Below are 25,751 nucleotides of genomic sequence, written 5' to 3'. Positions count from 1 at the left end.
GCGCGGCCACCCCGTACACGGCCTTGATCCCGGGCACGGCGGTCTGGATCCGCACCGACTTGTACCCGAGTTCCAGGTGCTCCCGGACCGAATCGAACAACGACGGGATATCGGAGCCGGAGGCGTGGCCGTAGGCGCGCAGCCCGTTGCGGGACGCCCCGCCGAGCAGCTGGTACACCGGCATGCCGGCCAGCTTGCCCTTGATGTCCCACAACGCCATGTCCACCGCAGCGATCGCCGCCATCGTCACCGGGCCGCGGCGCCAGTACGAGGACCGGTACAGGAACTGCCAGGTGTCCTCGATCCGGTGCGGGTCCTTCCCGATCAGCAGCTGCGCGACATGCTCCTTCAAATAAGCAGCCACGGCGAGCTCACGCCCGTTCAGGGTCGCGTCACCGATGCCGGTCACCCCGTCCTCCGTGGTGATCCGCAGGGTCACGAAGTTACGGGACGGGCTTGTCACGAAGACTTCCGCGGCAATGATTTTCACAGCAGGTCCTTTCGGAGGGACTGGTTCGAGGCTTGAGAGGGAGCTTAGTTGGGGTTGGGCGCGAGCGGCTTGGCGGCTGCCTCTGAGGTTGCTGCCTCCGAGGAAGCGGCAGCCGATCCTTCGGCTCCGCCTTCTTCACTGCTGCGGCGGGCCCGGATCTCGGTAAGGATCTGGGCGTGCATGGCGTCCGTGAGCTTGTACTTGGACATGACCAGGACGGCCAGGATGGTCAGCACGGCCGGGATGGCGCCGGCGGCGAGCTGGATTCCGAAGATGGCGTCAGCGGTCTGCGCGCCGCCGGACCTGTAGCCGCCCAGGGCAAGGGCGTAGGCAGCGAGGGCGCCACCCACGGCCTGTCCGGTCTTGCGGGTGAAAGAGAACAGTGCGTACGTGATGCCTTCGGTGCGGACACCGGTCTTCCACTCGCCGTACTCCACGGTGTCCGCTTCCAGTGCCCACACCACGATGTTGACGGCGAGGACGCCCACCAGGCTGATCACGAGGCCGGAGAAGCCGATCCAGACCTGGCTGGCCGGGGTGAAGAAGATGATGGCGCCGCCGATGACGGTGAGCAGGGAGGAGTAGATGTAGACGCGCTTCTTGCCGATGGCGCGGACCAGTCTGGGCATGAACGCGGCCAGCACGAAGGTGAAGGCCAGCTGGATGATGGACAGCACCGGGTACAGGTCAAGGCGGCCGAGGACGTCGCGCAGGTAGTACAGCTGCACGGAGGTCAGTGCGAGGTAGCCGGAGAGGAAGAAGAAGGAGCTGATGCACAGCATCAGGAGGGGCTTGTTGCCCTTCAGGGTTTCCATGCTCTGCTTGACCGAGACGTTCGGGACGGCGCGGTGGACGCGTTCCTTGGCGGTCATCACAGTGAAGAAGTACAGCGCCGCGCCGATGCCGACGAACACCAAGGTGATGGTGGTGAAGGTTGCCTGCAGGTCGGCTCCCGGCTTGATGAGCGGTGCCACGAAGATGCCGAGGGCCGAACCCACCAGGAGCCCGCCCACCATCCGGGCCGATCCCAGCTTGGCGCGCTCCCCCGGGTCCTGAGTCATGGCACCGGCGAGGGAGCCGTAGGGAATGTTGACCAGGCTGTAGGCCAGGCCAAGCGCCGCGTACGTCACGTAGGCGTACAGCAGGGTTCCGGACTCGCCCAGCTGCGGAACGGAGAAGGTTGCAACGCTCAGGAGCAGCAGCGGGATGGAGCCGAACATGATGAACGGACGGAACTTTCCGAAGCGCTTGCTGAAGGTGCGGTCTACCATGCGGCCGGCGAAGACATCGGCGAACGCGTCAAAGATCCTGACGACCAGCAGCAGGGTACCTGCCGCAGCGGCGGAGATGCCCGCAACGTCCGTGTAGTACACCAGCAGGAACATGGTGGCGGTGGTGAAGGCGAGGTTGTTGGCCGCATCCCCGGCGCCGTAGCCGAGGATGCTTAGCTTGTTCAGCTTTTTCATGATTGGGCTCCTTTACCCGGTGCCGCCCCCATGGAGCCGGCGGAAAAAATGTGAAAAATGCTTGGGGTGTGCTGCTGAAAGTCTGGGGCGTCCGGCGGGTGCGAATTCCGGGATGCCGGTTTGTAGCTCTTGCTGTAATCCTAATGACTTGGCAACACTTTGGCAAGCGGTTGCCATAAATTTGTTGAAAGTTTTATGAAACACTGCTGCCCGGCCCCCGTGGTCGGAGAGCCGGGCAGCAGCGCATGCGCGGAGGACGTTACGGGGAGACAGCCGGCTCCCCGAACGTTCCGCACAGGTCTTCCACCAGCCCGACGACGGCGGCGTCCCCGGCCAGCACCGGATCCACCAGCCCCAACAGGGCACGGACCCGCTCCGTTCCGCTGAGCCGGTTGGCTGCGGCCACCTGGTCGGCGAGAGGGTCCTGGAATGCGGCGGAGGCTGCGCTGTAGTCCATCCAGGCCGCAATCATGAGCGCGGCGGCCGCACCGGACCTGCCCGCGGCACGCTCGGCCTGCAGCACCGGGACGGCGCGCATCCGCAGCTTGGTGCTGCCGTCCATCGCGATCTGTGCGAGGTGGTGGGCAATCCGGGCGTTGCTGAAGCGCGCCAGCAACGCTGAGCGGTAGGCCGGGATCTGCAGGTCCGCAGTAGTTCCGCCCTGCCCGGAGAGGTTGGCTTCCGCCTCGTCCCAGAATGTTTCAACGGCCCGCAGGCACAGCGGGTCGGCCAAGGCCTCGGCCACGGTGGTGTGGCCGCGCAGCTGTCCGGCGTAGGCCAGCAGCGAGTGCGCGCCGTTTAGGAGCCAGAGTTTGCGGTTCTCGTACGGCTCGATGTCCGCCACGAACAGGGCGCCGGCGTCTTCCCAGCGCGGCCGCCCGGCCGGGAAGTCCCCGCTGAGCACCCAGTTGGCGAAGGGCTCCGCCACCACCGGCGAGGTGTCATGGTAGCCGCAGGACGCTTCGACAGCCGCCAGGTCTGCACCCGTAGTCCGTGGCGTGATCCGGTCCACCGAGGTGCTGACGAAGCTGACGTTGTCGTCAATCCACCGCGCGAGCGAGGGGTCCCATGCCCCGGCGATACCCGCCACGGCATGATGGGCCACGGTGCCGTTGCTGGAGAGGTTGTCGCAGCAGACCACGGCGAGCGGACCCGCGCCGGCAGCCCGGCGGGCGGCGAGGGCAAAGACCAGGCGGCCCAGCGGCGTCGTCGGGTTTCCGCTGCCGGAGGCCAGCAGCGCAAGGTCGGCAACGACGTCGGACGCGGTCCGGTCGAGATGGCCGTCGGCGCCGAGCCGGTACGCCGCTTCGGTGATGGTCAGGGTGACCACGGCGGTGGCGGGAGCGGCAACCAACGTAGCGAGCCGCTGCACGTCGGCGCCGTCCGCGGCCTCCACGATGCTGCCGACCACGTCGAAAGTGTCGCCGCCATCGGCACGTTCCACCAGCGTGAAGAGCCCGTCCTGTTCGGCCAGGGCCAACGCGGCGTCGGGGCGGCGTCCGGTGAAGGCGGCAATCCCCCAGGCCGCGGCGTCGCCCGCCCGGTGGGTGTACCAGGCCTGGTGCGAGCGGTGGAAGGCGCCCAGCCCCAGGTGCACGATGCGGATCGGGGCCTTGGCGGCCGGCTGGAGGGTGCGGTTGAGCCTGGGGAGGTCCACGGCAGCTGCCGTTTCAGCCTGCAGTCCGACGCTCACAGCTTGAAGACCCTTCGCGGCGATCCGTCCACGATGTCCACGATGAGTTCGTGGGCCCGGTTCTCGCTGACGCGGTGCTCGGCCACCAGCCGGGCCAGGAAGGAGGCCTCGATGCGGCGGGAGGCATCGTGGCGGGCGGGGATGGAGCAGAAGGCGCGGGTGTCGTCGACGAAGCCCGAGGAGCGGGAGAACCCGGCGGTCTCGGTGACGGCGGAACGGAAGCGCAGCATCGCGTCCGGGGCGTCCAGGAACCACCACGGGGCGCCGAGGTAGACGGACGGGTAGAAGCCGGCCAGTGGCGCGAGTTCGCGGGAGAACACCGTCTCGTCCAGGGTGAATAGCACCAGGTGGAAGTCCTCGGCGGTGCCGAAGTCCTGCAGCAGAGGGCGGACCGCTTCGGTGTAGTTGATGGCGAACGGGATGTCGTGGCCCGCGTCGGGGCCGAACTTTTCGAACGTCGGATCGTGGTGGTTCCGGTACGAGCCCGGATGGATGGTCATCACCAGGCCGTCCGCCACGGACATCCGCGCCATCTGGTACATCATGTGCGCCTCGAACGCGTCGCGGTCCCGCGCCGTGGCCTGGCCCGAGCGGGCGAGGTCAAACAGCCTGGCCGCGTCGCCAGCGTCGAGCTTCAGCGTGGCAGGGGTCCGGACGCCGTGGTCTGCAGACACCGCGCCATGCTCGACGAAGTAGCGGCGCCGGTTTTCCAGGGCGGTGATGTAGCCGGCATAGCCGGTGGCGCCGTCGCCCGCTGCTGCAATGAGGCGGTCCACGTTTGCGGACCATGTTGGGTGTGCGATGTTCAGGTAGGCGTCCGGGCGGAACGTCGGCAGGACGCGGCCGTGGAACGTGGGGTCCTCGGCGATCGCCTTGTGGCTGGCGAGGCTGTCCAGCGGATCATCGGTGGTGGCGAGCACCTCAATGTTGAAGTCCTTGAAGAGCTGGCGCGGACGGAAGCCGGGTTCCAGCAGCTTGGCGGAGATCGCGTCGTAGCTGGCGTCGGCGGTCCCGGCACTGATCTCCTGGTCAAGGCCGAAGACGCTGCTGAACTGGGTGCGGAGCCAGTAGCCGGAGGCGGTGCCTTCGAACAACGGCCAGGCCTTGCAGAACTCGCGCCACACGGTGCGTGAGTCCGGCTCCGAGCCATTCGAACCGCGCAGCCGGTCCAGCGGGACGCCGCTGGCGTGGATGAGGCGGGTGACATAGTGGTCCGGGCTGACCAGCAGCGCTGCCGGGTCGGGGAAGGGCGTGTTCTGCTCGATGACTGCGGCGTCAACGTGCCCGTGCGGGGAAATGATGGGGAGGTCCTGGACGCGCTGCAGGAGGTCGCGCGCAATGCTGCGCGTTCCCGGGTCTGCGGGCAGGAGCCTGTCTGGGTTGGCGGCAATCGACTGTGACATAGCTCAATGGTCAGGCTTCACCGAGCCGATTGTCAACCGGTTGCCAAGAATTGCCACGCGGGTTGCGGTCAGTGCGCGGGAAGCAGCCTTCCGCTCGAGCCACGCAGCACGAGTTCCGTCTCCACGCGCAGGACGGTAGCGGGTTCGCCGTCGCCGTTCAGCAGGTCGAGAAGGAGCGTGGTGGCGCCCGATCCGCACTCCCCCAGTGGCGAACGCACTGTGGTGAGCGGCGGCGTGGTGAAGTCGGCGCCGAAGATGTCATCGAAGCCGACGATGCTGATCTGGTCCGGCACCACGACGCCGGCGGCCTGGAGTTCCTGCATGAGCCCGATGGCCAGGAGGTCGTTGTACGTCAGCACGGCCGTGGCGCCGCTGTCCCGGACGTCGCGCGCCACTTGCCTGCCGCCGTCGACCGTTGGCTTGCCGGACTCGATCCGGACGGCGTCGAGCCGGGACCATTCGCAGGCTGCCTGGACGCCTTCCCAGCGGCGGGCGGACATCCAGGACTGCGGCGGCCCGGCCACAAAGGCGACCTTCCTGTGGCCGTTGGCCGCCAGGCTGCGGACCGCCTCGCTGATGCCCTTGTTGACGTCGGGGACCACGCAGGGCACGCCGTCGACCTCGCGGTTGATCACCACCACGGGCTTGTCGCGGGCAAGCGCGCGGATCTCGTCGTCGTCCATGCGGGGGCTGGCGAGGATGAGTCCGTCCGCGGTGGTCATCATCCGGCGGGCTGCGGTGAGCTCGGTGACGGCGGATTCGGCGGACTCGGCCAGCACCAGGGTGTAGTCGCGGAGGGTGGCCGTCGTTTCGGCGCCGCGGATGATGTCGAAGAACGTCGGGTTGGTGATGTCCGCAACGATGAGCCCGAAGGTGTTGGTACGGCCTGTCGGCAGGGCGCGGGCGAAGGGATTCACCTGGTAGTTCAGTTCCGCCGCGGCGTCCTCAATGAGCTTCTGCGTCTTGGCGCTGACCCGGCCAGGCTTGCTGAGCGCCCGCGAGACGGTGGACGGGTTGACGCCGGCAACCCTGGCAATGTCGTAGATGGTGGCGTTGGACTTGCCGTCCCGGGCGCGCTTCCTTGCCGGACCTGTGGGTGCGGCAGCTTCCGGTGTCTTGGGTTCAGTCACTGCCCCATCCTAACGAGGAACCCGCCTTCCGGATGGCCAGCGGTTGCCGGGCAGCCGGACGGCGCCGGCCTAGGCTCGCTCGGGGAACTTGCCTTCGTCCGCGATGCGTTTGTTCAGCTCCGCGAGGAACACGTCCTCGTCGAAGTCCAGGCCCACTTCGGTGCCGGTCCAGCTGGAGAGATGGATGGCATTGGCGAGCCGGACACCCTTGATGCCGTCCGAGCCCGGTGCCAGCAGCGGCGTGCCGTCCAGGATGTTGGCCGCGAAGTTCTCCAGCACGCCGGAGTGCTGCGCGCCCCAGGCCGACTCGAATTCGATGACCTCGGTGGTGTAGTACTCCTCCGGGTTCAGCTCGCCCATGAAGAGCTTGCGGACGTCGTCCATGCCCATGCCGTCGCTGAGTTCACGCTCGGGCTTCTTCAGGCGGGTGACGGTGGCGGTCTTTGAGTTTTCGACGACGATCTTGCCCTGGTCGCCCAGGATCTCGAAGCGGTCGGTGCCGGTGAGGTCGTGCGTGGCCGTGACGAAAACGCCCGTGGCACCGTTGCCGTAGTCCACCACCGCAGTGACTTCGTCTTCGACGGCGATGTCGCGGCGGAAGCCGTAGGCAACCTTGGAGTAGACGGACTTGGGCACGCCGCAGATCCACTGCCACAGGTCCAGCTGGTGCGGTGCCTGGTTGACCAGCACGCCACCGCCTTCGCCGCCCCAGGTGGCGCGCCATTCGCTGGAGTTGTAGTAACCCTGCGGCCGCCACCAGTTGGTGATGATCCAGTTGGTGCGGCGGATGGCACCGATCTCACCGTTGTCGACGATCTCCTTGAGCTTCTGGTACAGCGGGTTGTTGCGCTGGTTAAACATGATGGCGAAGGACAGGTCCGGCTTGCCCGCGGCAAACTCGTTGAGCTCCCTGACCTGCTTGGTGTAAACGCCAGCCGGCTTCTCCACCAGTGCGTGGATGTTGCGCTTGAGCGCCTCGATGCCCATTTCCGGGTGCAGGAAGTGCGGCACGCAGGTGACGACGGCGTCGACGTCGCCGCTTTCCAGCATGGCGATGTAGTCGTCATAGAACGGCGCGTCCGGGTAGGTCGCCGAGGCAACGTTCTTCTTAGCGGGGTCGTGATCGCAGATGGCGCCGATCACCATGTTCGGGACCATGCCGTCCGTGATGAACCTGGCGTAGGCGCCGCCCTGCTGGCCCAGGCCGATGATGCCAAGGCGTACTTTGGTGCTCATGAATGAATCTCCGTCGTCAGTGGTTGCGGATTAGAAAAGACCTGCGTGGCCCAGGGCCAGCAGGTTGTCGTACGAAGTCTGCAGTGCTTCCCAGACGGTGCGGCCGTACAGTTCGTCCTGCTCGACGAGCATGTACTCGGCACCGGCGGCCTGCGCGGCCGGAATGATGGCGGCGAAGTCCAGGTTGCCTTCGCCCACTTCGGCGAACTGGACAACGTCCTTGAACGCGGCCATGAAGCCCGCAACGTCGCCCGAGTCCAGGAGCCCGAAGGAGGATTCCGGCAATTCGCCGATCCGGTAGTCCTTCAGGTGCACCATGGCAGTGCGGCCGGCGTATTTTTCCAGCGTTCGGACCGGGTCCAGGCCGCCGCGCTGCACCCAGTGCACGTCGATTTCCATGCCCATGGCCGGGGAGTTCTCGGCAATGATGTCCAGCATGTATTTGCCGCCGAACTTCGCGAACTCGATGTGGTGGTTGTGGTAGTAAAGGCTCAGGCCCTGCTCCTGCAGGCGCTCCGCGTATTCGTTGGCTTGCTTGGCAAAATCAACCACAGCCCCGATCGACTTCATGGCCGGGAAGGGCAGCATGCCGATCCGCAGGAGCTTGGAGTCCAGGCGCCTGGCATCCTCCACGATCTTGTCGAAGTGCTCCGCCAGGGAATCGCCCGGACGCCCCTTGGGGGTCTCCATCGCGACGGACAGCGCCGCGATGTCCATGCCCAGTTCGTTCCGGGAACGGTCCAGCTCGGCGACGTTGTCCGGGGTCATGGGGATCTGGGAGATCTCGACGGCGTTGTAGCCGATCGCGCTGACCTTGCGGAGCGTCTCGAACGCCCCGATTCCAGCGAAGCTGTCCCTCAGCATCATTGCTTGTACGCCAATTTTGGCCATGGTGGTCCTTTCGGTTTGGCCCGTTGCCCTCAGGCGGGGACGCCGGGCTCTTCGTTCTGCTGCCGCTGGATCTCCAACAGCCGGCATCGGTCCGCCCGGCGTTGTTCCTGCCGGCGCGGATCTGGTCCGGTTCAGGAGACCGTTGCGGCGGACTCCGGGTAGCTCTGTCGGTAGACGTCTTTGATGATGACCAGCGACTTTTCGGCTTCCGCCGGGCTGATCCAGAACGGATCGGCGTCCTCCAGGCGGCTGTAGAAGTCCTTGATCAGCAGCTCGTGCGAAACGCCCCAGTAGGAGCGGCCGCCGGAATCGCTCCGGCGCTCCGGAACAACATCAACGCGTCCGTCCACATACGTAACTGTCAGGTCACCCCGCAGGCTCAGGACTGCCTTCTCCGTGACCACGTCGAGTGTCACCGGCGCGTTGTACGCGTTGGCCAGGGTGGCGTAGAAGGCACTCCGGGCACCGCCGGCATGTTCGGCGACGAACTCTGCGGTGTCCTCCACCTCGATGGTTCCGCCCAGGAAGCGCGTGGAAGCGCTGCCGCTTACCGCCACAACGTCCCCCATCAGCCATTGAAGCAGGTCCACCGTGTGGATCGCCTGGTTCATCATCAGCCCGCCTCCACCGCCGGCCCAGGTCCCCCGCCACGGCCGGTTTTGGTAGTACTCGGCGGAGCGCTGCCACAGCACCGTTGCGGACGCGCCCTCCACCGCCCCCAGTTCGCCGGATGACAGCAGGGCATGCATGGCCTGCGACGTTGCGTTGTACCGGTTCTGGAAGCAAACGGCGATCTTCGCCCTGCCGGCAGAGGCAGCCTTAACCAGCCGCGCGCCCTCCGCCAGGGTGTGAGCCAGTGGTTTTTCCACAATGACATTGACCCCGCGTTCCAGGCAGTCCGCGGCCACCGAGGCGTGCTGGTCGTGCGGGGTGCAGATGTGCACCACGTCCGGCCCGACGGCGTCGATGAGGCTCAGGTGGTCGGCGAAGCCGGGGACACCATAGGCGTCCATGGCGGCAGCCAGCCGCTGCGGATCCGCATCGCAGACCGCTACCAGCGTGGCGCCGTCGAGCTTTGCCAGCGCCTCAAAGTGTACGGAGGAGACGTCGCCGCAACCGATGACCGCCGCCGTCGTGCTCAAGAGAGTTCAACTCCGTTTTTCACGGCGAGCGCGGCGAAGGCGCGGGCCGCGACGCCGAAGGCCACAGGACCGGAGAAGCCGCCGAGTTCATGGGCGCTTGCCAGGTGGGGTTCCAGCGAAGCGAAGCCGGTGAAGCCGTCCGCCTTGAGGGCGGCAATGGTGGCGTCCAGTTCGCCGTCACCTTCGCCGGCGGGCACCACTTTGCCGGTGCCCGCGAGGGCGTCCTTGACCTGGAAGTACTCAAGGTAGGGGCGAAGCATGGCGTAGCCCTCGGTGTAGGGCTTGACGCCCACCTGGACGAAGTTGGCGTTGTCCCAGGCGACGCGGAGCGCCGGCGAGTCCACCGTGGTCATGATGTCCAGGACACGCTCGGGCGTGTCACCGTAAATGCCCTTTTCGTTCTCATGCAGAAGTACGACGCCGGACTCCTCGGCTAGCGCTGCCAGCACACCCATGCGTTCCATAACGTCCGCGCGGATATCTTCGGCCGTACGGCCCTCGGCGCGGAAGAACGAGAAGATGCGGATGTACTTCGTCTCCAGGCCCTTGGCCACGGAGATGATCTGGCGGAGCCGGTCCAGTTCGTGGTCCACCGGCAAGGTTACGTCCACTTTGCCGATGGGGCTGGCTACGGCGGACACCCTCAGGCCCTTGCTGTCCAGGATTTCCTTGAGCCGGGCAACCTGCCCGGCGTCCAGTTCGGAGACGTTGGTGCCCCAGGCGCTGCGGACCTCGATGTGGCTAGCCCCCAGGGCAAGCAGTACGGCGGCCTGAATGGCGGGGTCCGGATCGATCTCGTCGCCGAATCCCGATAGCGGCCAGACGGTGGTTGGGGTTTTGCTCACGCGGGGTCTCCTGGTTTCGCGGCCGCCGCGCGGCAGTCCGTTCCCGGCTTGAGCGCGGTGACGCAGTTCACAACAGTGTCGGAGCCAGTCTAGGCCAAGTGGCATGTGAATGACAACCGATTGCCAAAGCTTTGACAACCTATGGCATTCTCGTGCGACGGACCTGCCGCCGTCACACGTTTAGGGAGCCGCCCTTTCACAGGGCTCGCACGTTCAGAGAGGAGCGCCGTGGCCACGTCGCGACCGGTAACAGTGGACCGTCCACCCACGATCCATGGCCTGGCAGCACTCTGCGGTGTTGGGCTGCGACGACATCTTCGGCGCCGACTTCTGCAATCCGCCGCTGTCCACCATGGCGTCCCCGATCGAACAGGCCGGCCGGGTGGCCGTGTCCATGCTGCTGGCCCGGCTGAACCCGCTGGCGGGCGGCGGGACGCGGAGCCGTTCCGCCATGCCGACACATCTGACGGTCCGGGGCTCCACCGGTCCGGCACCGGCTGCGCGGTAGACACCACGGGGACTTCGGCGGAAACAGTTGAGCCTTGCCGACCCCGCTGACTAGGCTGGGTCACATGCGCGAACTCCAGGCCAAGATCATTGCAGAAATGGGCGTCCAGCCCCAGATCGATCCCGCAGAGGAGGTGCGCAAACGCGTCACTTTCCTCAAGGAGTACCTCAAGGCCACCGGCACCAAAGGCTTTGTTTTGGGCATCTCCGGCGGCCTCGACTCGTCGCTCGCCGGGCGCCTCGCGCAGCTCGCCGTCGAAGAGCTGCAGTCAGAGGGTACGGACGCGCAGTTCGTGGCTGTCCGCCTCCCCTACGGCGTCCAGCACGACGAGGAGGACGCGCAATCAGCCCTGGACTTCATCAAGGCCTCCAAGGAATGGACCTTCAACATTTCCGCCGCTGTGGACGGCTTCGAGGACGAGTTCGAGAAGACGGTCGGCAACGGAATCTCCGACTTCCACAAGGGCAACACCAAGGCCCGCACGCGCATGATCGCCCAGTACGCCCTGGCCGGGGAGCACAACTACCTCGTCATCGGCACCGACCACGGCGCTGAGTCCGTCACCGGGTTCTTCACCAAGTACGGCGACGGCGGAGCCGACATCCTGCCGCTGTTCGGCCTGAACAAGCGGCAGAACCGGGCCCTGCTGAAGCACCTCGGCGCCCCGGAGCGGGTGTGGAAGAAGGTGCCCACGGCCGACCTCCTGGACGACAGGCCCGGCCGCACCGACGAGGACGAACTGGGCCTGAGCTACGACCAGATCGACGACTACCTCGAGGGGCGCGATGTCTCCGACAGCGCGGCAGAGCTGATCGAGCAGAAGTACCTGCGGACCCGGCACAAGCGCACAGTGCCGGTCAGCATCTTCGACACCTGGTGGAAGCACGAGGGGCCGGAAGAGGCCAGGGCAGGTCTCTAGGCCCAGGCCTCTTCCGGCCCCGCCTAGGGCAGCAGCAGGATCTTCCCGCGGCCGTGGCCGCCGCGGCTGATTTCCAGCGCTTCGGCGGCCTCGATCAGTGGCATCCGGTGCGCAATGGTGAAGGTGATCTGACCCTCCGCGGCGAGTGTCCCCGCTTCCGCCACCCGGCCTTCCAGCTGCTGTAGGGCCGCCAGCCCGGCTGCTGATGACTGCTCGCCCGGAACGGTGGTCACCGCCCGGCCGGCGCCTTGGAGCAGCTCGGCTGTAGCTGCCAGCGAATCCTCGCTCCCCACGGTGTCCAGGACAGCGGTGACCGTTCCGGCGTCGTCGGCCAGGGAACGCACCCGTTCGGCCAGGCCGCGGCCGTACGTCACGGGTTCGGCCCCCAGTTCGCTGAGGTACTCCTGGTTGGCCTCCGACGCCGTACCGATCACGCGTGCGCCGAAGGCCTGCGCGATCTGGACCGCGGCGGAGCCAACCCCTCCCGCGGCTCCATGGATCAGCACCGTGTCCCCGGCTCCCACCGCGAGCTGCTTCAGGGCCGAATATGCCGTGCCACCTGCCACCGGGATGCACGCTGCCTGTTCGAAGTCCACGCCCGCCGGCAAGGGGCTCAGCTGCTCCGCCGGCACCACGGCCTCCGTCCGGTAGCCGCCCAGCAGTCCGTTCCAAATGACCTCGTCGCCCACCGCAAACCCCTCGAAAGCGGGCCCGACGGCCGTCACGACGCCGGCCGCCTCGCAGCCAGGCACCGCCGGAAAGTCCAGGGGCGTCCACTTTTTCAGATAGCCGGCTACGAGTTTCCAGTCCACGGGGTTGACGCTGACCGCCCGGAATTCCACCCGGACCAATCCGTCACCCGGCTCGGGCAGCTGCTCCGTACCCACCCTCAGGACCTGCGGTCCGCCGTATTCCTCAAAGTAGACCCTGGTGCTCATGGCTCCGGCTCCTTTGCTGCTGTCCCGCGCCGTTGTGCAAGGGTAGGCACGGCACTGCAGGCACCACAACAGTTTGCACCGGTTCCCGGCAGGCGGGTGCGGCAACCAGTGCCGATCGCTACGCCAGGGCCATGTGCTGCCGCTAGTTCCCCCGCTTGCGCTGTCCCGCGCCGAGCCGGACGGTGAGCCGGTGAGCCTCCTCCAGCAGGAGCCGCCCCAGCATCTCCTGCCGGCCATCACGGAATCGCGGTTCAATGCCCGTCAGGGACAACGCCCACGACGGCCGGCCTGCCTGGTCGAAGACCGCTGCGCCCATCCCCCAGCTGCCCTCGAGCACCAACCCGGGGTTCACCGAGTAGCCCCGGCGGCGGGTCTCCTGCAGGCTCTTCCGGACCACGTCCTCCGGGTGGCCCCGCGCGTACTGGCCTGCATGGGGAGCCCAGTCGGCCAGGATCTGCTCCTGCTCTGCTTCGGGCAGGAACGCCATAATGGCCGTTCCGGCCGAAGCCACGCCCAGCGGGAACCGAACACCCTCGTGCAGCACGAAGGAGCGGACAGGAAAGCTACCCTCCTCCCGCAGCAGGCACACGGTCTCGGCGCCCCGCCGGATCGAGAAGAAAGCGCTCTCACCGCTTTCCTCGGCAAGCCGGCGCAGGCTGGGCCTCGCCAAGTCCTCCAGGGGAAAGCGCGCCGCCGCCACCGATCCCATCAGCAGGGCCTCGGGTCCGAGCACCCAGTTGCCGCTCAGGGGGTCGTGGTCGAGGAGGCCCTCGGCCGCGAGTGACGTGAGCAGGCGGTGCACGGTAGGACGCGTCAAGCCCGAGTCCCGCACAAGCTCCACGAGCGGGCTTCCTTCCGGCTTGCGTCCCACGATGCGCAGGAGGCCTGCGATGCGGCTGACGACCTGCGCGCCTTGGACCGGTGCCTGATTCACGGCTTCTCCCCTAATGATCCATATTGTGGACACTCACCAGCCTAGCGTCCACAGTATAAAAGCGCGATCCCACAAAGCACGTGAGACCTTGACACTGCCATAGAGGCCCGCCTACGCTCCACAATCAGAACCAGCGTCCATAAAGTGGACCCCGAGTCAGCTCAACGAGGAGATGCGATGTCCAAACTGAAATCCGGTGCCGCCGAGGCCCTGCACGATGTCCTGCGGGACGGGATCACCCTTGCCGTGGGCGGATTCGGATTGAGCGGCATCCCCGCTGACCTGATCGAGGCCGTGCGCGCTTCAGGCGTCAAGGATCTGACCGTGGTGTCCAACAACATGGGCGTTGACGGCAAGGGCCTGGGCATCCTGATCGAGGCCGGGCAGGTCCGCAAGGTCATCGCCTCCTACGTCGGCGAAAACAAACTGTTCGCGGAGCAGTACCTCGCCGGCGTCCTGGAGGTGGAGTTCACCCCGCAGGGCACCCTGGCCGAGCGGCTGCGCGCCGGCGGCGCCGGCATCCCCGCGTTCTACACCAAAACCGGCGTGGGCACCCTGGTGGCCGAAGGCAAGCCGCACGAGGTGTTCGACGGCGAAACATACGTCCGGGAGCGCGCCATCCTCGCCGACGTCGCGCTGGTCCACGCCCACACGGCCGACACGGACGGCAACCTCATCTACCGCCACACCGCCCGGAACTTCAATCCGGTGGTCGCCACCGCCGGGGCCGTCACCGTCGCCGAGACAGAGGTCATCGTCGAACCCGGCGCGCTGGACCCGAACCACATCGTCACGCCCGGCGTCTACGTCCAGCACCTGGTCCAGGCCAGCAACAGGATCAAGGACATCGAACAGCGCACCGTCCGCCCCGTCGTCGAGCGGATCAGCGCCTAAAGCGCGAACGGACACCTAAGCCCCCTTTTTGACCCGACTTTTAGACCCCAAGGAGATTCCCGTGGCCTGGACCCGGAATGAGATGGCCGCAATCGCGGCAGAAGAACTGAACGACGGCGACTATGTCAACCTCGGCATCGGCATCCCCACGCTGGTGGCTAACAACCTGCCCGACGGCGTCCGTGTGGTCCTGCAGAGCGAGAACGGGCTGCTCGGCATGGGCCCGTTCCCCTACGAGGGCGAGGAGGACGCCGACCTCATCAACGCCGGCAAGCAGACCGTCACCGTGCTTCCCGGCGGCAGCATCTTCGACTCCGCCACCTCCTTCGGCATGATCCGCGGCGGCCACGTCAAGGTCGCCATCCTCGGGGCCATGCAGGTCTCCGGCAACGGCGACCTCGCCAACTGGACCATCCCGGGCAAAATGGTCAAAGGCATGGGCGGCGCCATGGACCTCGTCGCCGGCACACCGCGCGTCGTGGTCCTCACCGAACACAACGCCAAAGACGGCACTCCCAAGATCGTCACTGAGTGCACCCTGCCCCTGACCGGCGTGAGCGTCGTGGACCGCATCATCAGCGACCTCGCCGTCTTCGACCTCCACAAAAAGGACGACGGCGGACGCGAGCTCACGCTCACCCGCCTCGCCCCCTGCGTCACCGTGGAGGAAATCCGTAGGAAGACGGAGGCCGAGTTCACCGTTGCCGAGGAGTTCGCCGAACCGGCCCAGCTTTGACGCCGTGGGCTTGGTGAAACGGCCAAACCCTGGCGGCTGACGGTACCAAAGCCGGGCCAGTTCGACACCGTCAGCTCCGCGACCCGATAAGCCGGGCGATCTCCGCGAAGCCCAGCCGCTCGGCATTCTCCACAGCCGTCCGGCCCTGCGGGTCGCGGATGTTGGGGTCCGCCCCGGCGTCCAGCAGCTGCCGCACCACCTCCTGCTGCCTCGGACCTCCGTTGTTCAGGAGGATGGCTTCCTGCATCGCGGTCCAGCCGAGCTTGTTGACGTGATTGACGGGGACGCCGGCGGCGATGAGGATCCGTACTGTCTCCACATGTCCGTGCTCGCTGGCCGGGATCAGGGCGGTACCGCCGAAACGGTTGGTGCTCCTGACGTCCGCACCGTGGGCCAGGGTAAGCCGGAGAATCTCGTTGAAGCCCTCGGCGCCCGCGTACAGGAAGGCCGAATCCTGGATGGAGTCCTTGGCGTTGACGTTCCCGCCTTCCCGGATCAGCTGGGCCACGAGCGCCACGTCGTTGGCTTTCGCGGCCAGGACCAGCCGCCGGTCCAGCGTCTGCTGCTCAGCCGGGGACAGGGAGGGACGTGAAGCGGCGGGAGCGGACGACGGCGGCCGCACAGTTCCGGTCACTACGGAACCGCCCGCCGTCGTCGGGCTTCCCGAACTTCCATGGCTCGAACTGGCTGGGGCCGGACCCCCGGCAGAGGAGCCGCCGGCGCACCCCGCCAGCAGGGACGCCACCAGCACTGCCAGGCCCGCGAGCGGAAGAGCGGCCGCCGGCCGGCCGCCGTCGTATCCGTCTCCAACCACAGTCCGCAACCTACTTGGCGGCGATCACGGCGGCGCCGGCCTCGGCGCAGGCTTCGTCCAGCTTTCCGTCGGGGGCGCCACCAACGCCGATGCCCGCCACGGAGACACCGTTCACCTTCAGCGGGACACCGCCCGGGAGGAACAGAGTGCCGGGAAGGTCAGCGATGCTCGGCCCGTTGCCGGAGATGCGCTTGGCGAGTTCACTGGTTGGGCTGCCGAACGCTGCGGCCGTGTACGCCTTGCGCTTGGCAGACTCGATGGTGTGCTCGGCGGCGTTGTCGCCACGCAGCACGGCCTGGACGGTGCCGAACCGGTCCACCAGGGCCACCGTGACGAACGGCAACTTGTCCGCCTGGCACTTGGCGAGGGCTGCGCCCACTGCCTTCGCCGAGGCGCCAACGGTGATCCGGTTCTGGGCGACGACGTTGTCCGCACCTGGCTGGACATCCGCGGCGGGCACAGCCGCCGCGGGCTGGACCGAAGCCGCTGCGGGGGAAGGCCCTGATCCCGAATTGGTGACGGCGGCGGCACCGGCGGTGATGGCGAGCGCTCCGGCCGCCGCGGCGGCAAAAATCTTCTGGGACTTCTTCACGGTGGTTCTCCTTCGATAAGCGGGGCGCAGCCCATGTTTCCGGGCAGCCAAACGGCTACATTTCCATGGTGAACCTGTGCCGCCGCGGGCGCATCAGGCCATCAGTTGAGACCGGCTCGTACTTCCGGCTGGCGGTATCAGCCAAAAGGCTGAGAGACCAGCAACGGTGTGGGCAATAGCATGGTTTCTAGCACGTCTCCCACCGGAACCGGACCCGCCCATGCCCTCCACCGCCCCCACTGCACCGGAACTACTTCCCGCACGCACCGGCCATGTTCCGGGCAGCCGGCTGGGACGGATCGACGCCGCGGTCCATCTGGGATTCGCCGTGCTCATCGTGGCTTCCGTGGTGCGATACGTGATGCGGCACAGCGCCCAGGACAACCTGCTTGTCCTCGCGCTGGCGGCCGCCGCCTGCGCCCTGTACGCCGTCATCGCCGTGCTCGCCCAGCACCGGCGCCCCTGGGCACTGTGGATGTTCGTCCTGGTCGCCGTCTGGGCCGTCCTGGTGGTCTCCGCCCCCAGCTTCGCCTGGTGCTCGTTTGCGCTGTTCTTCCTGTGCCGCATCGCCTTCACCGGGGCGGTCGCCTACGCGGCGGCGGGGGCGACGGCGGCAGCAACCGCCGCGGGCTTGTTCCGGCTCAGCGACGGCACTGATCTGGCGATGCTCCTGGGACCGCTCGCCGTCGGCGTCCTGCTGACGCTGATCTACGACCGCATCGAGCACGACGCCGCCGAGCAGCGGCGACTGCATCACGAAGTCTCACTCGCCCAGCGGCAACTGGCGGCGAGCGAGCGCCGGGCGGGCACCATCGCGGAGCGTGAGCGCGTCTCCCGGGAGATCCACGACACCGTGACCCAGGGCCTCGCCAGCAGCCTGCTCCTGCTCGAGGCCGCGAACCGTGCCTGGCCGGAGCCGGCGTCCCGGCAGGATCTTCGGCAGGCCAGCGAACTGTTGCGCCGGAACCTCTCCGACACCCGCAGCCTGGTCCACGAACTGGCTTCCCCCGGCCTCGACGCCTCCCCGCTGCCGGACGCCCTGCTCCAGGCCGCGTCGCAGTACGTGCCGGACGCCAGACTGCTGGTCACCGGCGAACCCCGGGAAGTGGCCGGCGAGGTCCGCCATGCCCTTCTCAGGATGGTGCAGAGCGCCACCGCGAACATCAAGCTGCACGCCTCCGCGGAGACCACCACCATCACCCTCGGCTTCCTGCCGGATGCGGTCACGCTGGACATTTACGACGACGGCACGGGCTTCGATCGGGCGGCGGTAGCCCCGCCGTCGGACGCCGGTGGATACGGACTGCGGGCCATGCGGCAGCGGGTGGAGCAGCTGGGCGGCACCTTCTCGCTGGAAAGCGCCCCGGGCGAGGGAACTGTTGTGGCGGCCCAGCTGCCGGTAAAGGGGGACGAATGAGCGTCATCACCGTGCTCCTCGTTGACGACCATCTCGTGGTCCGCAGCGGGCTGAAGGCCCTGCTGGGGACGCAGCCGGACATAGAGGTGGTGGCGGAGGCGTCCTCGGGCGAGGAAGCCCTGGCGGCTGTGGAAGGGCACGCCCCAGACGTCGTGGTGATGGACCTGGCCATGGGCCCGGGCATGGACGGGATCGAGGCGATCCGGAAGCTCCGCGAGCGCAACCGCAGGCAGGCCGTGCTGGTGTTCACCACGTACGATTCTGACGCCGACATTGTCCGGGCAGTGGATGCCGGGGCCATGGGCTACCTCCTCAAGGACGCCGCGCCCGAGGAGATCTTCGCCGCCGTCCGGGGCGCCGTCCAGGGCAAAAGTGTCATGAGCCCGCCGGTGGCCTCCCGCCTGTTCCAGCAGCTGCGCAACCCTGACGAGGTGCTGACGCCGCGGGAGGCCGAGCTGCTGAGCCTCCTTACCGAGGGGCTCAGCAACAGGGAGCTGGGGCAGCGGCTGTTCATTTCGGAGGCCACCGTCAAGACCCATCTCGCCCACATCTACGCCAAACTGGGTGTGGAAACGAGGGCCGCGGCCATCGCCACCGCCATCCGCCGGGAGGGGATGCGCTAGCAGCCGCATAACGGTTGCGCGGGCCCGGCGCCGGGTCTACCGTGAGCGGCATCAGTCACCACCGCCGTCAAGGAGCAGTCATGGCCGGGTTTGTGCAAATCATTGAATTCCAGACCTCACGTATCGAGGAGGTCGAAGCGCTGGGCCGCCCGTCGAGAACCGAGGGAACCACCACACCCACGTTTCGCCGCATCACCGCCACGGCGGACCGCGACCGTCCCGGGACATACTTCACCATCGTGGAATTCGACTCCTACGAGTCGGCGATGGAGAATTCCAACCGGCCTGAGACGTCCGACTTCGCCGCGCAGATGGCGGCCCTGTGTGACGGACCCCCGGTTTTCCGCAATCTCGACGTGCAGTGGGAGGACACCGGCCAGGAGCCGGGCAGCACAGCCTAGACGGGGGGAAACAGCCTCTCCGAACGAGGTTCGGAGACTGAATCTCCAGTTACAGGTGGGACTCCTGATGACGGCAACTATTGCACGCCCGGCGGATGGCCCATAGGTTGGAGACAGCGGAGAACAATTTCCGCGTCTGCCTGCTGTCGGAGCAGGACCAGAAAAAGGGTTACAAAGGAAGTAGCAATGGCAACAGGCACAGTTAAATGGTTCAACGCCGAAAAGGGCTTCGGCTTCATCGCTCCGGATGATGGATCAGCAGATGTATTCGCACACTACTCAGCAATTGCCAGCAGCGGTTACCGCTCCCTGGATGAAAACCAGAAGGTCGAGTTCGAGGTGACCCAGGGCCCCAAGGGTCCGCAGGCAGAGAACATTCGCCCGCTGTAACGGCTTTCCAAAGACTCCCCTGTCCGTGCCTCGCACGCACAGGGGAGTTTTTGGTTTTCAGCCCGGCTGATTTGCAGAAATGCCCGCCGTCTTTGCCGGGCTGCCCGGTAGAGTGCCGCCATGGATGAAAAAGCGACCCTGCACCATTACCTCCGGACGCGGCGCGCCCAGCTCCTCGCCAAGCTCGACGGCCTGGGTGAGTACGACGTCCGCCGGCCGATGACGCCCACCGGCACCAATCTCCTGGGCCTGGTCAAGCACGTGGCCAGCGTGGAACTGGACTACTTCGGCGAGGTGTTCGGCCGGCCCAGTGGCCGGGTGCTGCCCTGGTTCGCCGACGGGGCCGAACCGGACGCAGACATGTGGGCCACCCCGGAGCAGACGCGTGCCGAGATCGTCGAGCTGCACCACTTCTCGGCGGCGCACACCGATGCCACCATCGAAGCGTTGCCCCTGGACGCTCCCGGCGTTGTGCCCTGGTGGCGGGAGGAACGTAGGAACGTGACCCTGCACCAGATGCTGGTACACATGTGTGCCGAGACGGCGCAGCACCTGGGACACGCGGACATCATCCGCGAACTCATCGACGGCTCCGCCGGGCAGGGCCCGAGTGACCCCAACCTTCCACAGCGTGGCACGGCCGAGCAGGCCGCCTACGTGGAGCAACTGGAGGCAGCAGCGCGGAAAGCTGCCGCGCTGGCCGCTTAGAACTGCCCCTAGACGAAGGCCGATTTTCCTGTCACGGCCCGGGCCACAATCAGGGAATTGATTTCGTAGCTGCCCTCGTAGGTGTAGAGGATCTCGGCGTCTCCGAAGAGTTTCCCCATCTCGAAGTCGCTGCTGATGCCGTTGCCGCCCAGCAGCGAGCGTCCCATCGCCACAGAGGCACGGGCCAGCCGGGTGGTGGTGGCCTTGGCCATGGCCGCCTGGGCCATTTCCAGCCTGCCCTCCTCCTGGATTCGGGCCAGTTGTGCCATCAGGGCCAGCGAGGCCGATGCATTGCCGAGGATCTCGGCGAGCTGCTGCTGGATGAGCTGGAAGCGTGCCAGCTCCTTGCCGAACTGGCGGCGCTGCAGCGAATAGGAGCGGGCAACGTCAAAGGCCGCGAGCTGAATCCCCGCTGCCTGCCAGCCCACCCAGGCCCGGGAATCCCTGAGCAGTTCGTTGGCCTTGGTGAAATCCGTGGCGCCGGGCAGCATGTTGGTCTCCGGAATGCGGACGCCGTCCAGCTGGATATCGGCGTTCTGCATGATCCGGAGCCCGATCTTGTTGCTGATCTTGGTGGCCGTGTAGCCGGGGCGGTCCGTTTCAACAATGAAGCCCTTGATCTGCTGGTCGGCCGCGTCCCGGGCCCACACAAGCGCAAAGTCGGCGATGGTTCCGGCGCCTATCCACCGCTTGGCCCCGTCGATGACCCACTCGCCGTCCTCCAGCCGGGCCGTGGTAGCCAGCCCGCCGGCGATGTCCGAGCCGTGCTCCGGCTCGGTCAATGCGAAGGCTCCCAGCTGCGTGAAGGCGGTCAGTCCCGGCAGCCACCGCTGCTTCTGCTCCTCCGACCCCAGGGCGTGGATCATGCCGACGATCAGTTCGTTGTGGATGCCCACCAGTGCCGACAGGGAGACGTCGGCGCGGGCCACCTCAACGTACATGAGCCCCTTGAAGAGCGTGGATGTCCCGTCCGTCTGCAGCCCGCCAAGTCCGTGCTTCCCCAGCTCCGCGAGCAACCCAAACGGGAACTCTTCCCGGTTCCAGTATTCGATGGACTGGGCCCGGACCCTGGACTGCAGGAAGTCCCGGATTTCGAGATAGCGGATCCGCTCGGCCGGCGGAAGCAGGTCCGCAACATACATGAGATCCGCATCGGCAAACGGCGGCGCCATACTCCCCGTTTTCCCTGCCGTTGCGGGCTGTCCGTTGTCACGTCCTTGTGGCTGCACGGGCATAGGTCCCTTCGCTCTTCCAAACCGTTGGATGTCCTAGTATATTGCACAGTGATGTGGATCACTAGGACGTGAATCCCCAGGCGAAAGGCCCCCATGACAGCCACCGACGACTTCCGAGCCGCACGCGACCAGCTGCTCGCTTTGCGCCAGGACTACCGCCAGGCGAGGGCCAGCTTCGAATGGCCGCGGCCCGCGGAGTTCAACTTCGCACTCGACTGGTTTGACGCCATAGCCGCCGATCCTGCCAGCGGCGCCAACCCGGCGCTTGTGATCGTCGAACAGGACGGCGCGGCCACCCGACGCAGCTTCGCCGAACTGTCGGTCCGGTCCAACCAGGTGGCCAACTGGCTCCGCAGCCAGGGTGTGAAGCGCGGCGACCGCATGATCATCATGCTGGGCAACCAGGTGGAACTGTGGGAACTCGTGCTGGCCGGCATCAAGCTTGGCATCGTGCTGATCCCCACCACCACCCTCATGGGTCCCGCCGACCTGAAGGACCGGGTAGAGCGCGGGGAAGCGGGCTGGGCCGCCGTCGGCAGTTCAAACCTCGGCAAGTTTACCGAGGTGCCAGGCCGCTACCGGCTTATCGGAATTCCCGACGCCGGCACGAGCGGCAGCGCAAGCCCCGGCGACGGTGCCGCCACTGCGGAGGCGCTGCAGTACGCGGATTCCACCGCCTCCCCCAGCGACTTCACCCCTGACGCACCCACTCTGGCGGACGAAACCCTGCTCCTCTACTTCACCTCGGGCACCACCTCCAAGGCCAAGCTCGTGGAACACACGCACACGTCCTACCCGGTGGGCCACCTGTCCACGATGTACTGGATAGGCCTGGAGCCGGGCGACGTGCACCTCAACGTGGCCTCTCCGGGCTGGGCAAAACACGCCTGGTCCAACCTGTTCGCCCCGTGGATTGCGGAGGCCTGCGTGTTCGTCTACAACTACGAACGCTTCGATGCCAGGGCCCTGATGGAGCAGATGGACCAGGAGAAGGTCACCAGCTTCTGCGCTCCGCCCACCGTCTGGCGGATGCTCATCCAGGCCGACCTGAGCCTCCTCAAAAACCCGCCCACCAAGGTTGTTTCCGCTGGCGAGCCGCTCAACGCGGAGGTCATCGGCCAAGTCCAGCGCGCCTGGGGCCAGACCATCCGCGACGGCTTCGGCCAGACCGAGACCACGGTGCAGGTGGCCAACACCCCCGCCCAGCCCGTCAAGATTGGCGCCATGGGCCAGCCCCTGCCGGGGTACGACGTGGTCCTCATCGATCCCGTGACGGGAGAGGAAGCGGACGACGGCGAGCTCTGCCTGCGCCTGGATCCCCGCCCGGCCGGGCTGATGAAGTCGTATTACGGCGACCCGGAGAAGACGGCGGAGGCGTTCCGCGGCGGCTATTACCACACGGGCGACATGGCCAGCCGGGACGAGCACGGCGTCATAACGTACGTGGGCCGGGACGACGACGTCTTCAAGTCCTCCGACTACCGGCTCTCCCCGTTCGAGCTGGAGAGCGTGCTCATCGAGCACCCGGCGGTGGCGGAGGCCGCCGTCGTCCCCTCCCCCGACCCGCTGAAGCTGTCCGTGCCCAAGGCATTTGTGGTGCTCGCTGCCGGCCACGAACCGGGACCCGAGCTCGCCGAGGAAATCCTGCGCTACTGCCGCGACCACCTGGCGCCGTTCAAGCGCATCCGCAGGCTTGAGTTCGCCGAGCTGCCGAAAACCATTTCGGGAAAAATCCGCCGGGTAGAGCTGAGGCACAGCGAGGAGCTGCGCCACGCGGCCGGCACCCAACACGGGGCGGCCGGCGTCCCCCTCGGTCTGGGCAGGGAATACTCCGAAACGGATTTCCCGGGCCTAAAAAGCCAGGGCTGAGCCGTGAGCCCTCCGCTGCCCCGTGACCCGATTGCCGATGCACAGCGCAACTGGGAGAGCCACGGCTGGAGTGACGTCGCCGCACCAATGGCTGCCATCACGGCAATCATGCGCACCCAGCAGATCCTGCTGGCCCGCATCGAGGGGGCCCTGAAGCCGTTCGGGCTGACCTTCGCCCGCTACGAACTGCTGGCGCTGCTCAGCTTCGCCAGGAGCGGCGCCTTGCCCATGAACAAGGCGAGCGCCCTGCTGCAGGTCCACCCCACCTCGGTGACCAACGCCGTCGACCGCCTCCAGACAGCGGGACTGGTGGTCCGCTCACCCCATCCCACGGACGGGCGCACCACACTGATCGAGCTCACGGCTGGGGGCCGCACGCTGGCAAAAAGAGCGACGGCGGTGCTCAACGCCGAGATTTTCGGCCAGTCCGGTTTCGGCGACGACGACGTGAACCAGCTCATCCGGATTTTGGGCGATTTCCGCCGCGGCGCCGGGGACTTTACGGACTGACCGGTTTCACCGACTGCTCGGCTTCACGGATGGCCCGGCCGTCCGTGTCCCGCTGGAGCTCCTGGACGAACGTGTCGAGCAATGCGGCCTGCTGCGGGTTGTTGGCCAGCTGCACGAGGTCGGCGGCCGTGCTGGCCACCTTGATGTTGGTGTCCTGGCTGTACGTGGCCAGCAGGTTGAAGGCGGCCTCGGACCCAATCCGGAGGATGCCCATCAGGATGCCCTTGGCCTGTTCGATGGTGCTCCGCGTGCCAAGGGCACCTGCAACCGCTTCCCGCGCCGCCTGTTCCGTTTCCCAGTGCAGCGTGCTGGTCAGGTCCACGATGAATCCCTCAACGGCAATGAGCCTGCCCTCCTCCACGAGCGCCTCGCCGGCGGTGAGGACACGGTGTTCCCGCATGCGGGCATCAAGGATGCGGTGGTAGCTGCAGAAGAATCCGCCGGCATCGCAGGCCGCCATGAACATGTCGTGGCAGCGGTCCCTGTCATCCGGGTGCTTGTGGGCGTAGAGAAGCTCCACGGTGGGCACGATCTCGCCGCGGCGGTAACCGTGGAGCGTGTACAGCTCATCGGACCATTCAAGCCGCCCCGAAATGGCGTCGTAATGGAACGTGCCGGCAACACAATCAGCCGGCCCGAGAGCGCTCGAGTACGCCCGTACGGTTTTCGGAAGGCTCACCGCGGTCCCCTGCCGCCCTACCCGGCCATCCTTTGGCACTGGAGGGGCGTGCGCATGGAGACGGGTCGAACGGCAGCGATGCCTTCTGCCGCGGCAGCCTTGCTGGGGAAAGGGCGGGATACGGCCATCACGGTGCCGTCCGGGGCGGTGAGCTGGAATCTGAAGGAATCCTCTGCGTCGATGAAGAGTTCGAACATGCCAGCCATTTAGCCCTCCTGGTTACGGGAACACGGCGTCCGGGACGCCGTCGTCGCCGGAAGCAGCTGAGGTTTTTCTCCTTACCGCTCCCGCGGATGAGCCGGGGTGGTGATTGAGGAATTTATGAAATTGTGAACTAGTTCCGGGCTGTTGGCAAGGGCGGTCCGCGGCCGCAACACCTCGCGTGCCCGGTCCGCCAGCAAAAGTTCTCCCCCGCTCGTCGGGGACAGACCGTTCTGTCTCTATACTTGGGTCTATACGCCTTTGGGGGCACCGAGTTTGGCGGGCCGGCCCGGCCGAGAAGCACGTGGCAGGTATCAGTGGAAGGAATCCAGAATGGGCGACATGCCCGACGGCGTGCTCCACACCGGGGTAAAGGCCGACCTGTTCAAGTCCATGGGCCACCCTGCACGCATCCTGGTCCTGGAGATGCTGGTCAACGGCCCCGAGACCGTGAGCAACTTGCGGGACTGCACCGGACTTGAGGCCTCCAACCTCTCCCAGCACCTCGGCATCCTGCGGCGCCAGCGGCTGATCGTTCCGTCCCGGAAGGACGGCCGCCTGTTCTACGAACTGACGTCACCCGAAGTACGCGAGGTCCTCGAAGCGGCCCGTGGCCTGCTGGGCACCATCCTCGACGTTGGCGTCCTGCGGCAACCTAACGGCGGAGCGGACGGCAACGGCTCCAACGCGGGCCCCGGCGCCGCGCCGGCATCCGCTCTGGCGCCGGCAGCACAAGCCGCAGGCTAGGCGGGGTCGGCGACGGCGGCCGGCGCGGCATGCCCGAAAAGCCAGGCCGCCACGTCGCTCCTCAGCACAACGTGCGGGCTGCCCGTTCCGCTGACACTTCCGGCCGGCACGTAGTAGCCGCGGCCGCCGCCCGGACCGCCGGCAGCCCGGTCCAGCGCCTCCACGATCCTGCGGCTCAGGTGCCCCTGCGGGCCCGTGGCGTGGATTTCCTCAAGCTCGGCCGCGGTGAGCCGTCCCAGTACAGCAGCGATGTCGGCCACGATCGTTCCCCTTTTCGGACGTTTGCCTGAATAAACACTTTTGCCTGAAGTGCAAGGCTAGGGCATCGCGATTAACTGCA

The 25,751-nt window shown here is 66.8% G+C and carries 27 protein-coding genes and 2 pseudogenes; 12 read left to right on the top strand and 17 right to left on the bottom strand.

Annotated features, from left to right (window positions below):
- From CXZ05_RS12895 to CXZ05_RS12850, 9 genes and pseudogenes are all read right to left on the bottom strand, one after another.
- Window positions 1–490: pseudogene (locus CXZ05_RS12895) on the bottom strand (bifunctional D-altronate/D-mannonate dehydratase); the annotation flags it as partial.
- A 44-nt stretch (window positions 491–534) separates the two neighbouring features.
- Entirely contained in the window at window positions 535–1,956 is a 1,422-nt protein-coding gene (gene uidB / locus CXZ05_RS12890; protein ID WP_102972983.1) for a glucuronide transporter, read from the bottom strand.
- Window positions 1,957–2,215: 259 nt separating this feature from the next.
- Window positions 2,216–3,649 (bottom strand): mannitol dehydrogenase family protein, encoded by a 1,434-nt coding sequence (locus CXZ05_RS12885; protein WP_258006568.1) that lies wholly within the window; start codon window positions 3,647–3,649, stop codon window positions 2,216–2,218.
- On the bottom strand, window positions 3,646–5,052 hold the full coding sequence (uxaC, locus tag CXZ05_RS12880; RefSeq protein ID WP_102972982.1) for a glucuronate isomerase: 1,407 nt from the start codon (window positions 5,050–5,052) through the stop codon (window positions 3,646–3,648). The genes CXZ05_RS12885 and uxaC overlap by 4 nt, the downstream gene beginning before the upstream one ends.
- A gap of 68 nt (window positions 5,053–5,120) precedes the next feature.
- The gene (locus CXZ05_RS12875) at window positions 5,121–6,182 is read right to left on the bottom strand and encodes a LacI family DNA-binding transcriptional regulator (RefSeq protein ID WP_102972981.1); all 1,062 of its coding nucleotides are present in this window, start codon (window positions 6,180–6,182) and stop codon (window positions 5,121–5,123) included.
- 69 nt (window positions 6,183–6,251) lie between these two features.
- On the bottom strand, window positions 6,252–7,418 hold the full coding sequence (locus CXZ05_RS12870; RefSeq protein WP_102972980.1) for a Gfo/Idh/MocA family protein: 1,167 nt from the start codon (window positions 7,416–7,418) through the stop codon (window positions 6,252–6,254).
- Window positions 7,419–7,448: 30 nt separating this feature from the next.
- The gene (locus CXZ05_RS12865) at window positions 7,449–8,309 is read right to left on the bottom strand and encodes a sugar phosphate isomerase/epimerase (RefSeq protein ID WP_258006567.1); all 861 of its coding nucleotides are present in this window, start codon (window positions 8,307–8,309) and stop codon (window positions 7,449–7,451) included.
- Between the two features lie 131 nt (window positions 8,310–8,440).
- Entirely contained in the window at window positions 8,441–9,451 is a 1,011-nt protein-coding gene (locus CXZ05_RS12855) for a Gfo/Idh/MocA family protein (RefSeq protein ID WP_102972978.1), read from the bottom strand.
- Window positions 9,448–10,296 (bottom strand): sugar phosphate isomerase/epimerase, encoded by an 849-nt coding sequence (locus CXZ05_RS12850; protein WP_258006566.1) that lies wholly within the window; start codon window positions 10,294–10,296, stop codon window positions 9,448–9,450. The genes CXZ05_RS12855 and CXZ05_RS12850 overlap by 4 nt, the downstream gene beginning before the upstream one ends.
- Window positions 10,297–10,588: 292 nt before the next feature.
- Between CXZ05_RS12850 and CXZ05_RS12845 the strand changes: the two are divergent.
- Window positions 10,589–10,804: pseudogene (locus tag CXZ05_RS12845) on the top strand (substrate-binding domain-containing protein); the annotation flags it as partial.
- A 64-nt stretch (window positions 10,805–10,868) separates the two neighbouring features.
- The gene (gene nadE, locus CXZ05_RS12840; RefSeq protein ID WP_102972976.1) at window positions 10,869–11,723 is read left to right on the top strand and encodes an ammonia-dependent NAD(+) synthetase; all 855 of its coding nucleotides are present in this window, start codon (window positions 10,869–10,871) and stop codon (window positions 11,721–11,723) included.
- A 23-nt stretch (window positions 11,724–11,746) separates the two neighbouring features.
- Here nadE and CXZ05_RS12835 read toward each other — a convergent pair whose 3' ends face one another.
- Window positions 11,747–12,661 carry an NADP-dependent oxidoreductase gene (locus CXZ05_RS12835; RefSeq protein ID WP_102972975.1) on the bottom strand — a complete coding sequence of 305 codons (915 nt, stop codon included), beginning with the start codon at window positions 12,659–12,661 and terminating at the stop codon, window positions 11,747–11,749.
- 142 nt (window positions 12,662–12,803) lie between these two features.
- Window positions 12,804–13,595: an IclR family transcriptional regulator gene (locus CXZ05_RS12830; protein WP_102972974.1), complete on the bottom strand. Its 792-nt coding sequence runs from the start codon at window positions 13,593–13,595 to the stop codon at window positions 12,804–12,806.
- A gap of 177 nt (window positions 13,596–13,772) precedes the next feature.
- On the opposite strand from CXZ05_RS12830, the gene CXZ05_RS12825 reads away from it, so the two are divergent.
- Window positions 13,773–14,489, top strand: a complete 717-nt coding sequence (locus tag CXZ05_RS12825) for a CoA transferase subunit A (RefSeq protein WP_102972973.1) — start codon at window positions 13,773–13,775, stop codon at window positions 14,487–14,489.
- A 61-nt stretch (window positions 14,490–14,550) separates the two neighbouring features.
- Entirely contained in the window at window positions 14,551–15,225 is a 675-nt protein-coding gene (locus tag CXZ05_RS12820; protein WP_102972972.1) for a CoA transferase subunit B, read from the top strand.
- Between the two features lie 70 nt (window positions 15,226–15,295).
- On the opposite strand, the gene CXZ05_RS12815 is transcribed toward CXZ05_RS12820, so the two are convergent.
- Both CXZ05_RS12815 and CXZ05_RS12810 read right to left on the bottom strand, forming a co-directional pair.
- A complete protein-coding gene (locus CXZ05_RS12815; protein WP_258006565.1) occupies window positions 15,296–16,039 on the bottom strand; it encodes an ankyrin repeat domain-containing protein in 744 nt (247 codons plus the stop codon).
- 10 nt (window positions 16,040–16,049) lie between these two features.
- The gene (locus CXZ05_RS12810; protein ID WP_102972970.1) at window positions 16,050–16,631 is read right to left on the bottom strand and encodes a heme-binding protein; all 582 of its coding nucleotides are present in this window, start codon (window positions 16,629–16,631) and stop codon (window positions 16,050–16,052) included.
- A 220-nt stretch (window positions 16,632–16,851) separates the two neighbouring features.
- On the opposite strand from CXZ05_RS12810, the gene CXZ05_RS12805 reads away from it, so the two are divergent.
- The 5 genes from CXZ05_RS12805 to CXZ05_RS12785 all read left to right on the top strand — a co-directional run bounded on the left by CXZ05_RS12805 (window position 16,852) and on the right by CXZ05_RS12785 (window position 20,170).
- A complete protein-coding gene (locus CXZ05_RS12805) occupies window positions 16,852–18,048 on the top strand; it encodes a sensor histidine kinase (protein ID WP_102972969.1) in 1,197 nt (398 codons plus the stop codon).
- On the top strand, window positions 18,045–18,671 hold the full coding sequence (locus CXZ05_RS12800; protein WP_102972968.1) for a response regulator transcription factor: 627 nt from the start codon (window positions 18,045–18,047) through the stop codon (window positions 18,669–18,671). Before CXZ05_RS12805 ends, CXZ05_RS12800 begins: the two co-directional genes overlap by 4 nt.
- An 80-nt stretch (window positions 18,672–18,751) precedes the next feature.
- Window positions 18,752–19,072, top strand: coding sequence for a putative quinol monooxygenase (locus CXZ05_RS12795; RefSeq protein WP_102972967.1), 321 nt, complete (start codon window positions 18,752–18,754; stop codon window positions 19,070–19,072).
- 186 nt (window positions 19,073–19,258) lie between these two features.
- Window positions 19,259–19,462: a cold-shock protein gene (locus CXZ05_RS12790; RefSeq protein ID WP_003799085.1), complete on the top strand. Its 204-nt coding sequence runs from the start codon at window positions 19,259–19,261 to the stop codon at window positions 19,460–19,462.
- Between the two features lie 120 nt (window positions 19,463–19,582).
- Window positions 19,583–20,170: a DinB family protein gene (locus tag CXZ05_RS12785; RefSeq protein ID WP_102972966.1), complete on the top strand. Its 588-nt coding sequence runs from the start codon at window positions 19,583–19,585 to the stop codon at window positions 20,168–20,170.
- Between the two features lie 8 nt (window positions 20,171–20,178).
- Here the strand turns inward: CXZ05_RS12785 and CXZ05_RS12780 are convergent, their stop codons facing one another.
- Window positions 20,179–21,342 carry an acyl-CoA dehydrogenase family protein gene (locus CXZ05_RS12780; protein ID WP_102972965.1) on the bottom strand — a complete coding sequence of 388 codons (1,164 nt, stop codon included), beginning with the start codon at window positions 21,340–21,342 and terminating at the stop codon, window positions 20,179–20,181.
- A 156-nt stretch (window positions 21,343–21,498) separates the two neighbouring features.
- Here CXZ05_RS12780 and CXZ05_RS12775 point away from each other — a divergent pair, with 156 nt between their 5' ends.
- Together CXZ05_RS12775 and CXZ05_RS12770 are read left to right on the top strand one after the other, a co-directional pair.
- On the top strand, window positions 21,499–23,274 hold the full coding sequence (locus tag CXZ05_RS12775; RefSeq protein ID WP_102972964.1) for an AMP-binding protein: 1,776 nt from the start codon (window positions 21,499–21,501) through the stop codon (window positions 23,272–23,274).
- A gap of 3 nt (window positions 23,275–23,277) precedes the next feature.
- Window positions 23,278–23,784 (top strand): MarR family winged helix-turn-helix transcriptional regulator, encoded by a 507-nt coding sequence (locus tag CXZ05_RS12770; protein ID WP_102972963.1) that lies wholly within the window; start codon window positions 23,278–23,280, stop codon window positions 23,782–23,784.
- Here CXZ05_RS12770 and CXZ05_RS12765 read toward each other — a convergent pair.
- Both CXZ05_RS12765 and CXZ05_RS12760 read right to left on the bottom strand, forming a co-directional pair.
- On the bottom strand, window positions 23,774–24,463 hold the full coding sequence (locus tag CXZ05_RS12765) for a PAS and ANTAR domain-containing protein (RefSeq protein WP_102972962.1): 690 nt from the start codon (window positions 24,461–24,463) through the stop codon (window positions 23,774–23,776). The genes CXZ05_RS12770 and CXZ05_RS12765 overlap by 11 nt on opposite strands.
- 17 nt (window positions 24,464–24,480) lie before the next feature.
- Window positions 24,481–24,669 (bottom strand): DUF1508 domain-containing protein, encoded by a 189-nt coding sequence (locus CXZ05_RS12760; RefSeq protein ID WP_102972961.1) that lies wholly within the window; start codon window positions 24,667–24,669, stop codon window positions 24,481–24,483.
- A 328-nt stretch (window positions 24,670–24,997) separates the two neighbouring features.
- Between CXZ05_RS12760 and CXZ05_RS12755 the strand changes: the two genes are divergently transcribed.
- Window positions 24,998–25,411, top strand: a complete 414-nt coding sequence (locus tag CXZ05_RS12755) for a helix-turn-helix transcriptional regulator (RefSeq protein ID WP_102972960.1) — start codon at window positions 24,998–25,000, stop codon at window positions 25,409–25,411.
- On the opposite strand, the gene CXZ05_RS12750 is transcribed toward CXZ05_RS12755, so the two are convergent.
- Window positions 25,408–25,671 carry a hypothetical protein gene (locus CXZ05_RS12750; RefSeq protein ID WP_102972959.1) on the bottom strand — a complete coding sequence of 88 codons (264 nt, stop codon included), beginning with the start codon at window positions 25,669–25,671 and terminating at the stop codon, window positions 25,408–25,410. The two genes, CXZ05_RS12755 and CXZ05_RS12750, sit on opposite strands and share 4 nt — an antisense overlap.
- Window positions 25,672–25,751: the final 80 nt, after the last annotated feature.

It is taken from the genome of Arthrobacter sp. AFG20 (assembly GCF_002892795.1).
In the GTDB taxonomy this organism is placed as follows: domain Bacteria; phylum Actinomycetota; class Actinomycetes; order Actinomycetales; family Micrococcaceae; genus Arthrobacter.
This window is presented reverse-complemented; position numbering and strand designations above follow the sequence as displayed.

Coding starts and splice junctions, on each gene's coding strand:
- uidB (WP_102972983.1), bottom strand. CDS start 1,956: ATGAAAAAGCTGAACAAGCTAAGCATCCTCGGCTACGGCGCCGGGGAT.
- uxaC (WP_102972982.1), bottom strand. CDS start 5,052: ATGTCACAGTCGATTGCCGCCAACCCAGACAGGCTCCTGCCCGCAGAC.
- CXZ05_RS12870 (WP_102972980.1), bottom strand. CDS start 7,418: ATGAGCACCAAAGTACGCCTTGGCATCATCGGCCTGGGCCAGCAGGGC.
- CXZ05_RS12865 (WP_258006567.1), bottom strand. CDS start 8,309: ATGGCCAAAATTGGCGTACAAGCAATGATGCTGAGGGACAGCTTCGCT.
- nadE (WP_102972976.1), top strand. CDS start 10,869: ATGCGCGAACTCCAGGCCAAGATCATTGCAGAAATGGGCGTCCAGCCC.
- CXZ05_RS12835 (WP_102972975.1), bottom strand. CDS start 12,661: ATGAGCACCAGGGTCTACTTTGAGGAATACGGCGGACCGCAGGTCCTG.
- CXZ05_RS12825 (WP_102972973.1), top strand. CDS start 13,773: ATGTCCAAACTGAAATCCGGTGCCGCCGAGGCCCTGCACGATGTCCTG.
- CXZ05_RS12805 (WP_102972969.1), top strand. CDS start 16,852: ATGCCCTCCACCGCCCCCACTGCACCGGAACTACTTCCCGCACGCACC.
- CXZ05_RS12800 (WP_102972968.1), top strand. CDS start 18,045: ATGAGCGTCATCACCGTGCTCCTCGTTGACGACCATCTCGTGGTCCGC.
- CXZ05_RS12795 (WP_102972967.1), top strand. CDS start 18,752: ATGGCCGGGTTTGTGCAAATCATTGAATTCCAGACCTCACGTATCGAG.
- CXZ05_RS12790 (WP_003799085.1), top strand. CDS start 19,259: ATGGCAACAGGCACAGTTAAATGGTTCAACGCCGAAAAGGGCTTCGGC.
- CXZ05_RS12785 (WP_102972966.1), top strand. CDS start 19,583: ATGGATGAAAAAGCGACCCTGCACCATTACCTCCGGACGCGGCGCGCC.
- CXZ05_RS12780 (WP_102972965.1), bottom strand. CDS start 21,342: ATGGCGCCGCCGTTTGCCGATGCGGATCTCATGTATGTTGCGGACCTG.
- CXZ05_RS12775 (WP_102972964.1), top strand. CDS start 21,499: ATGACAGCCACCGACGACTTCCGAGCCGCACGCGACCAGCTGCTCGCT.
- CXZ05_RS12760 (WP_102972961.1), bottom strand. CDS start 24,669: ATGGCTGGCATGTTCGAACTCTTCATCGACGCAGAGGATTCCTTCAGA.
- CXZ05_RS12755 (WP_102972960.1), top strand. CDS start 24,998: ATGGGCGACATGCCCGACGGCGTGCTCCACACCGGGGTAAAGGCCGAC.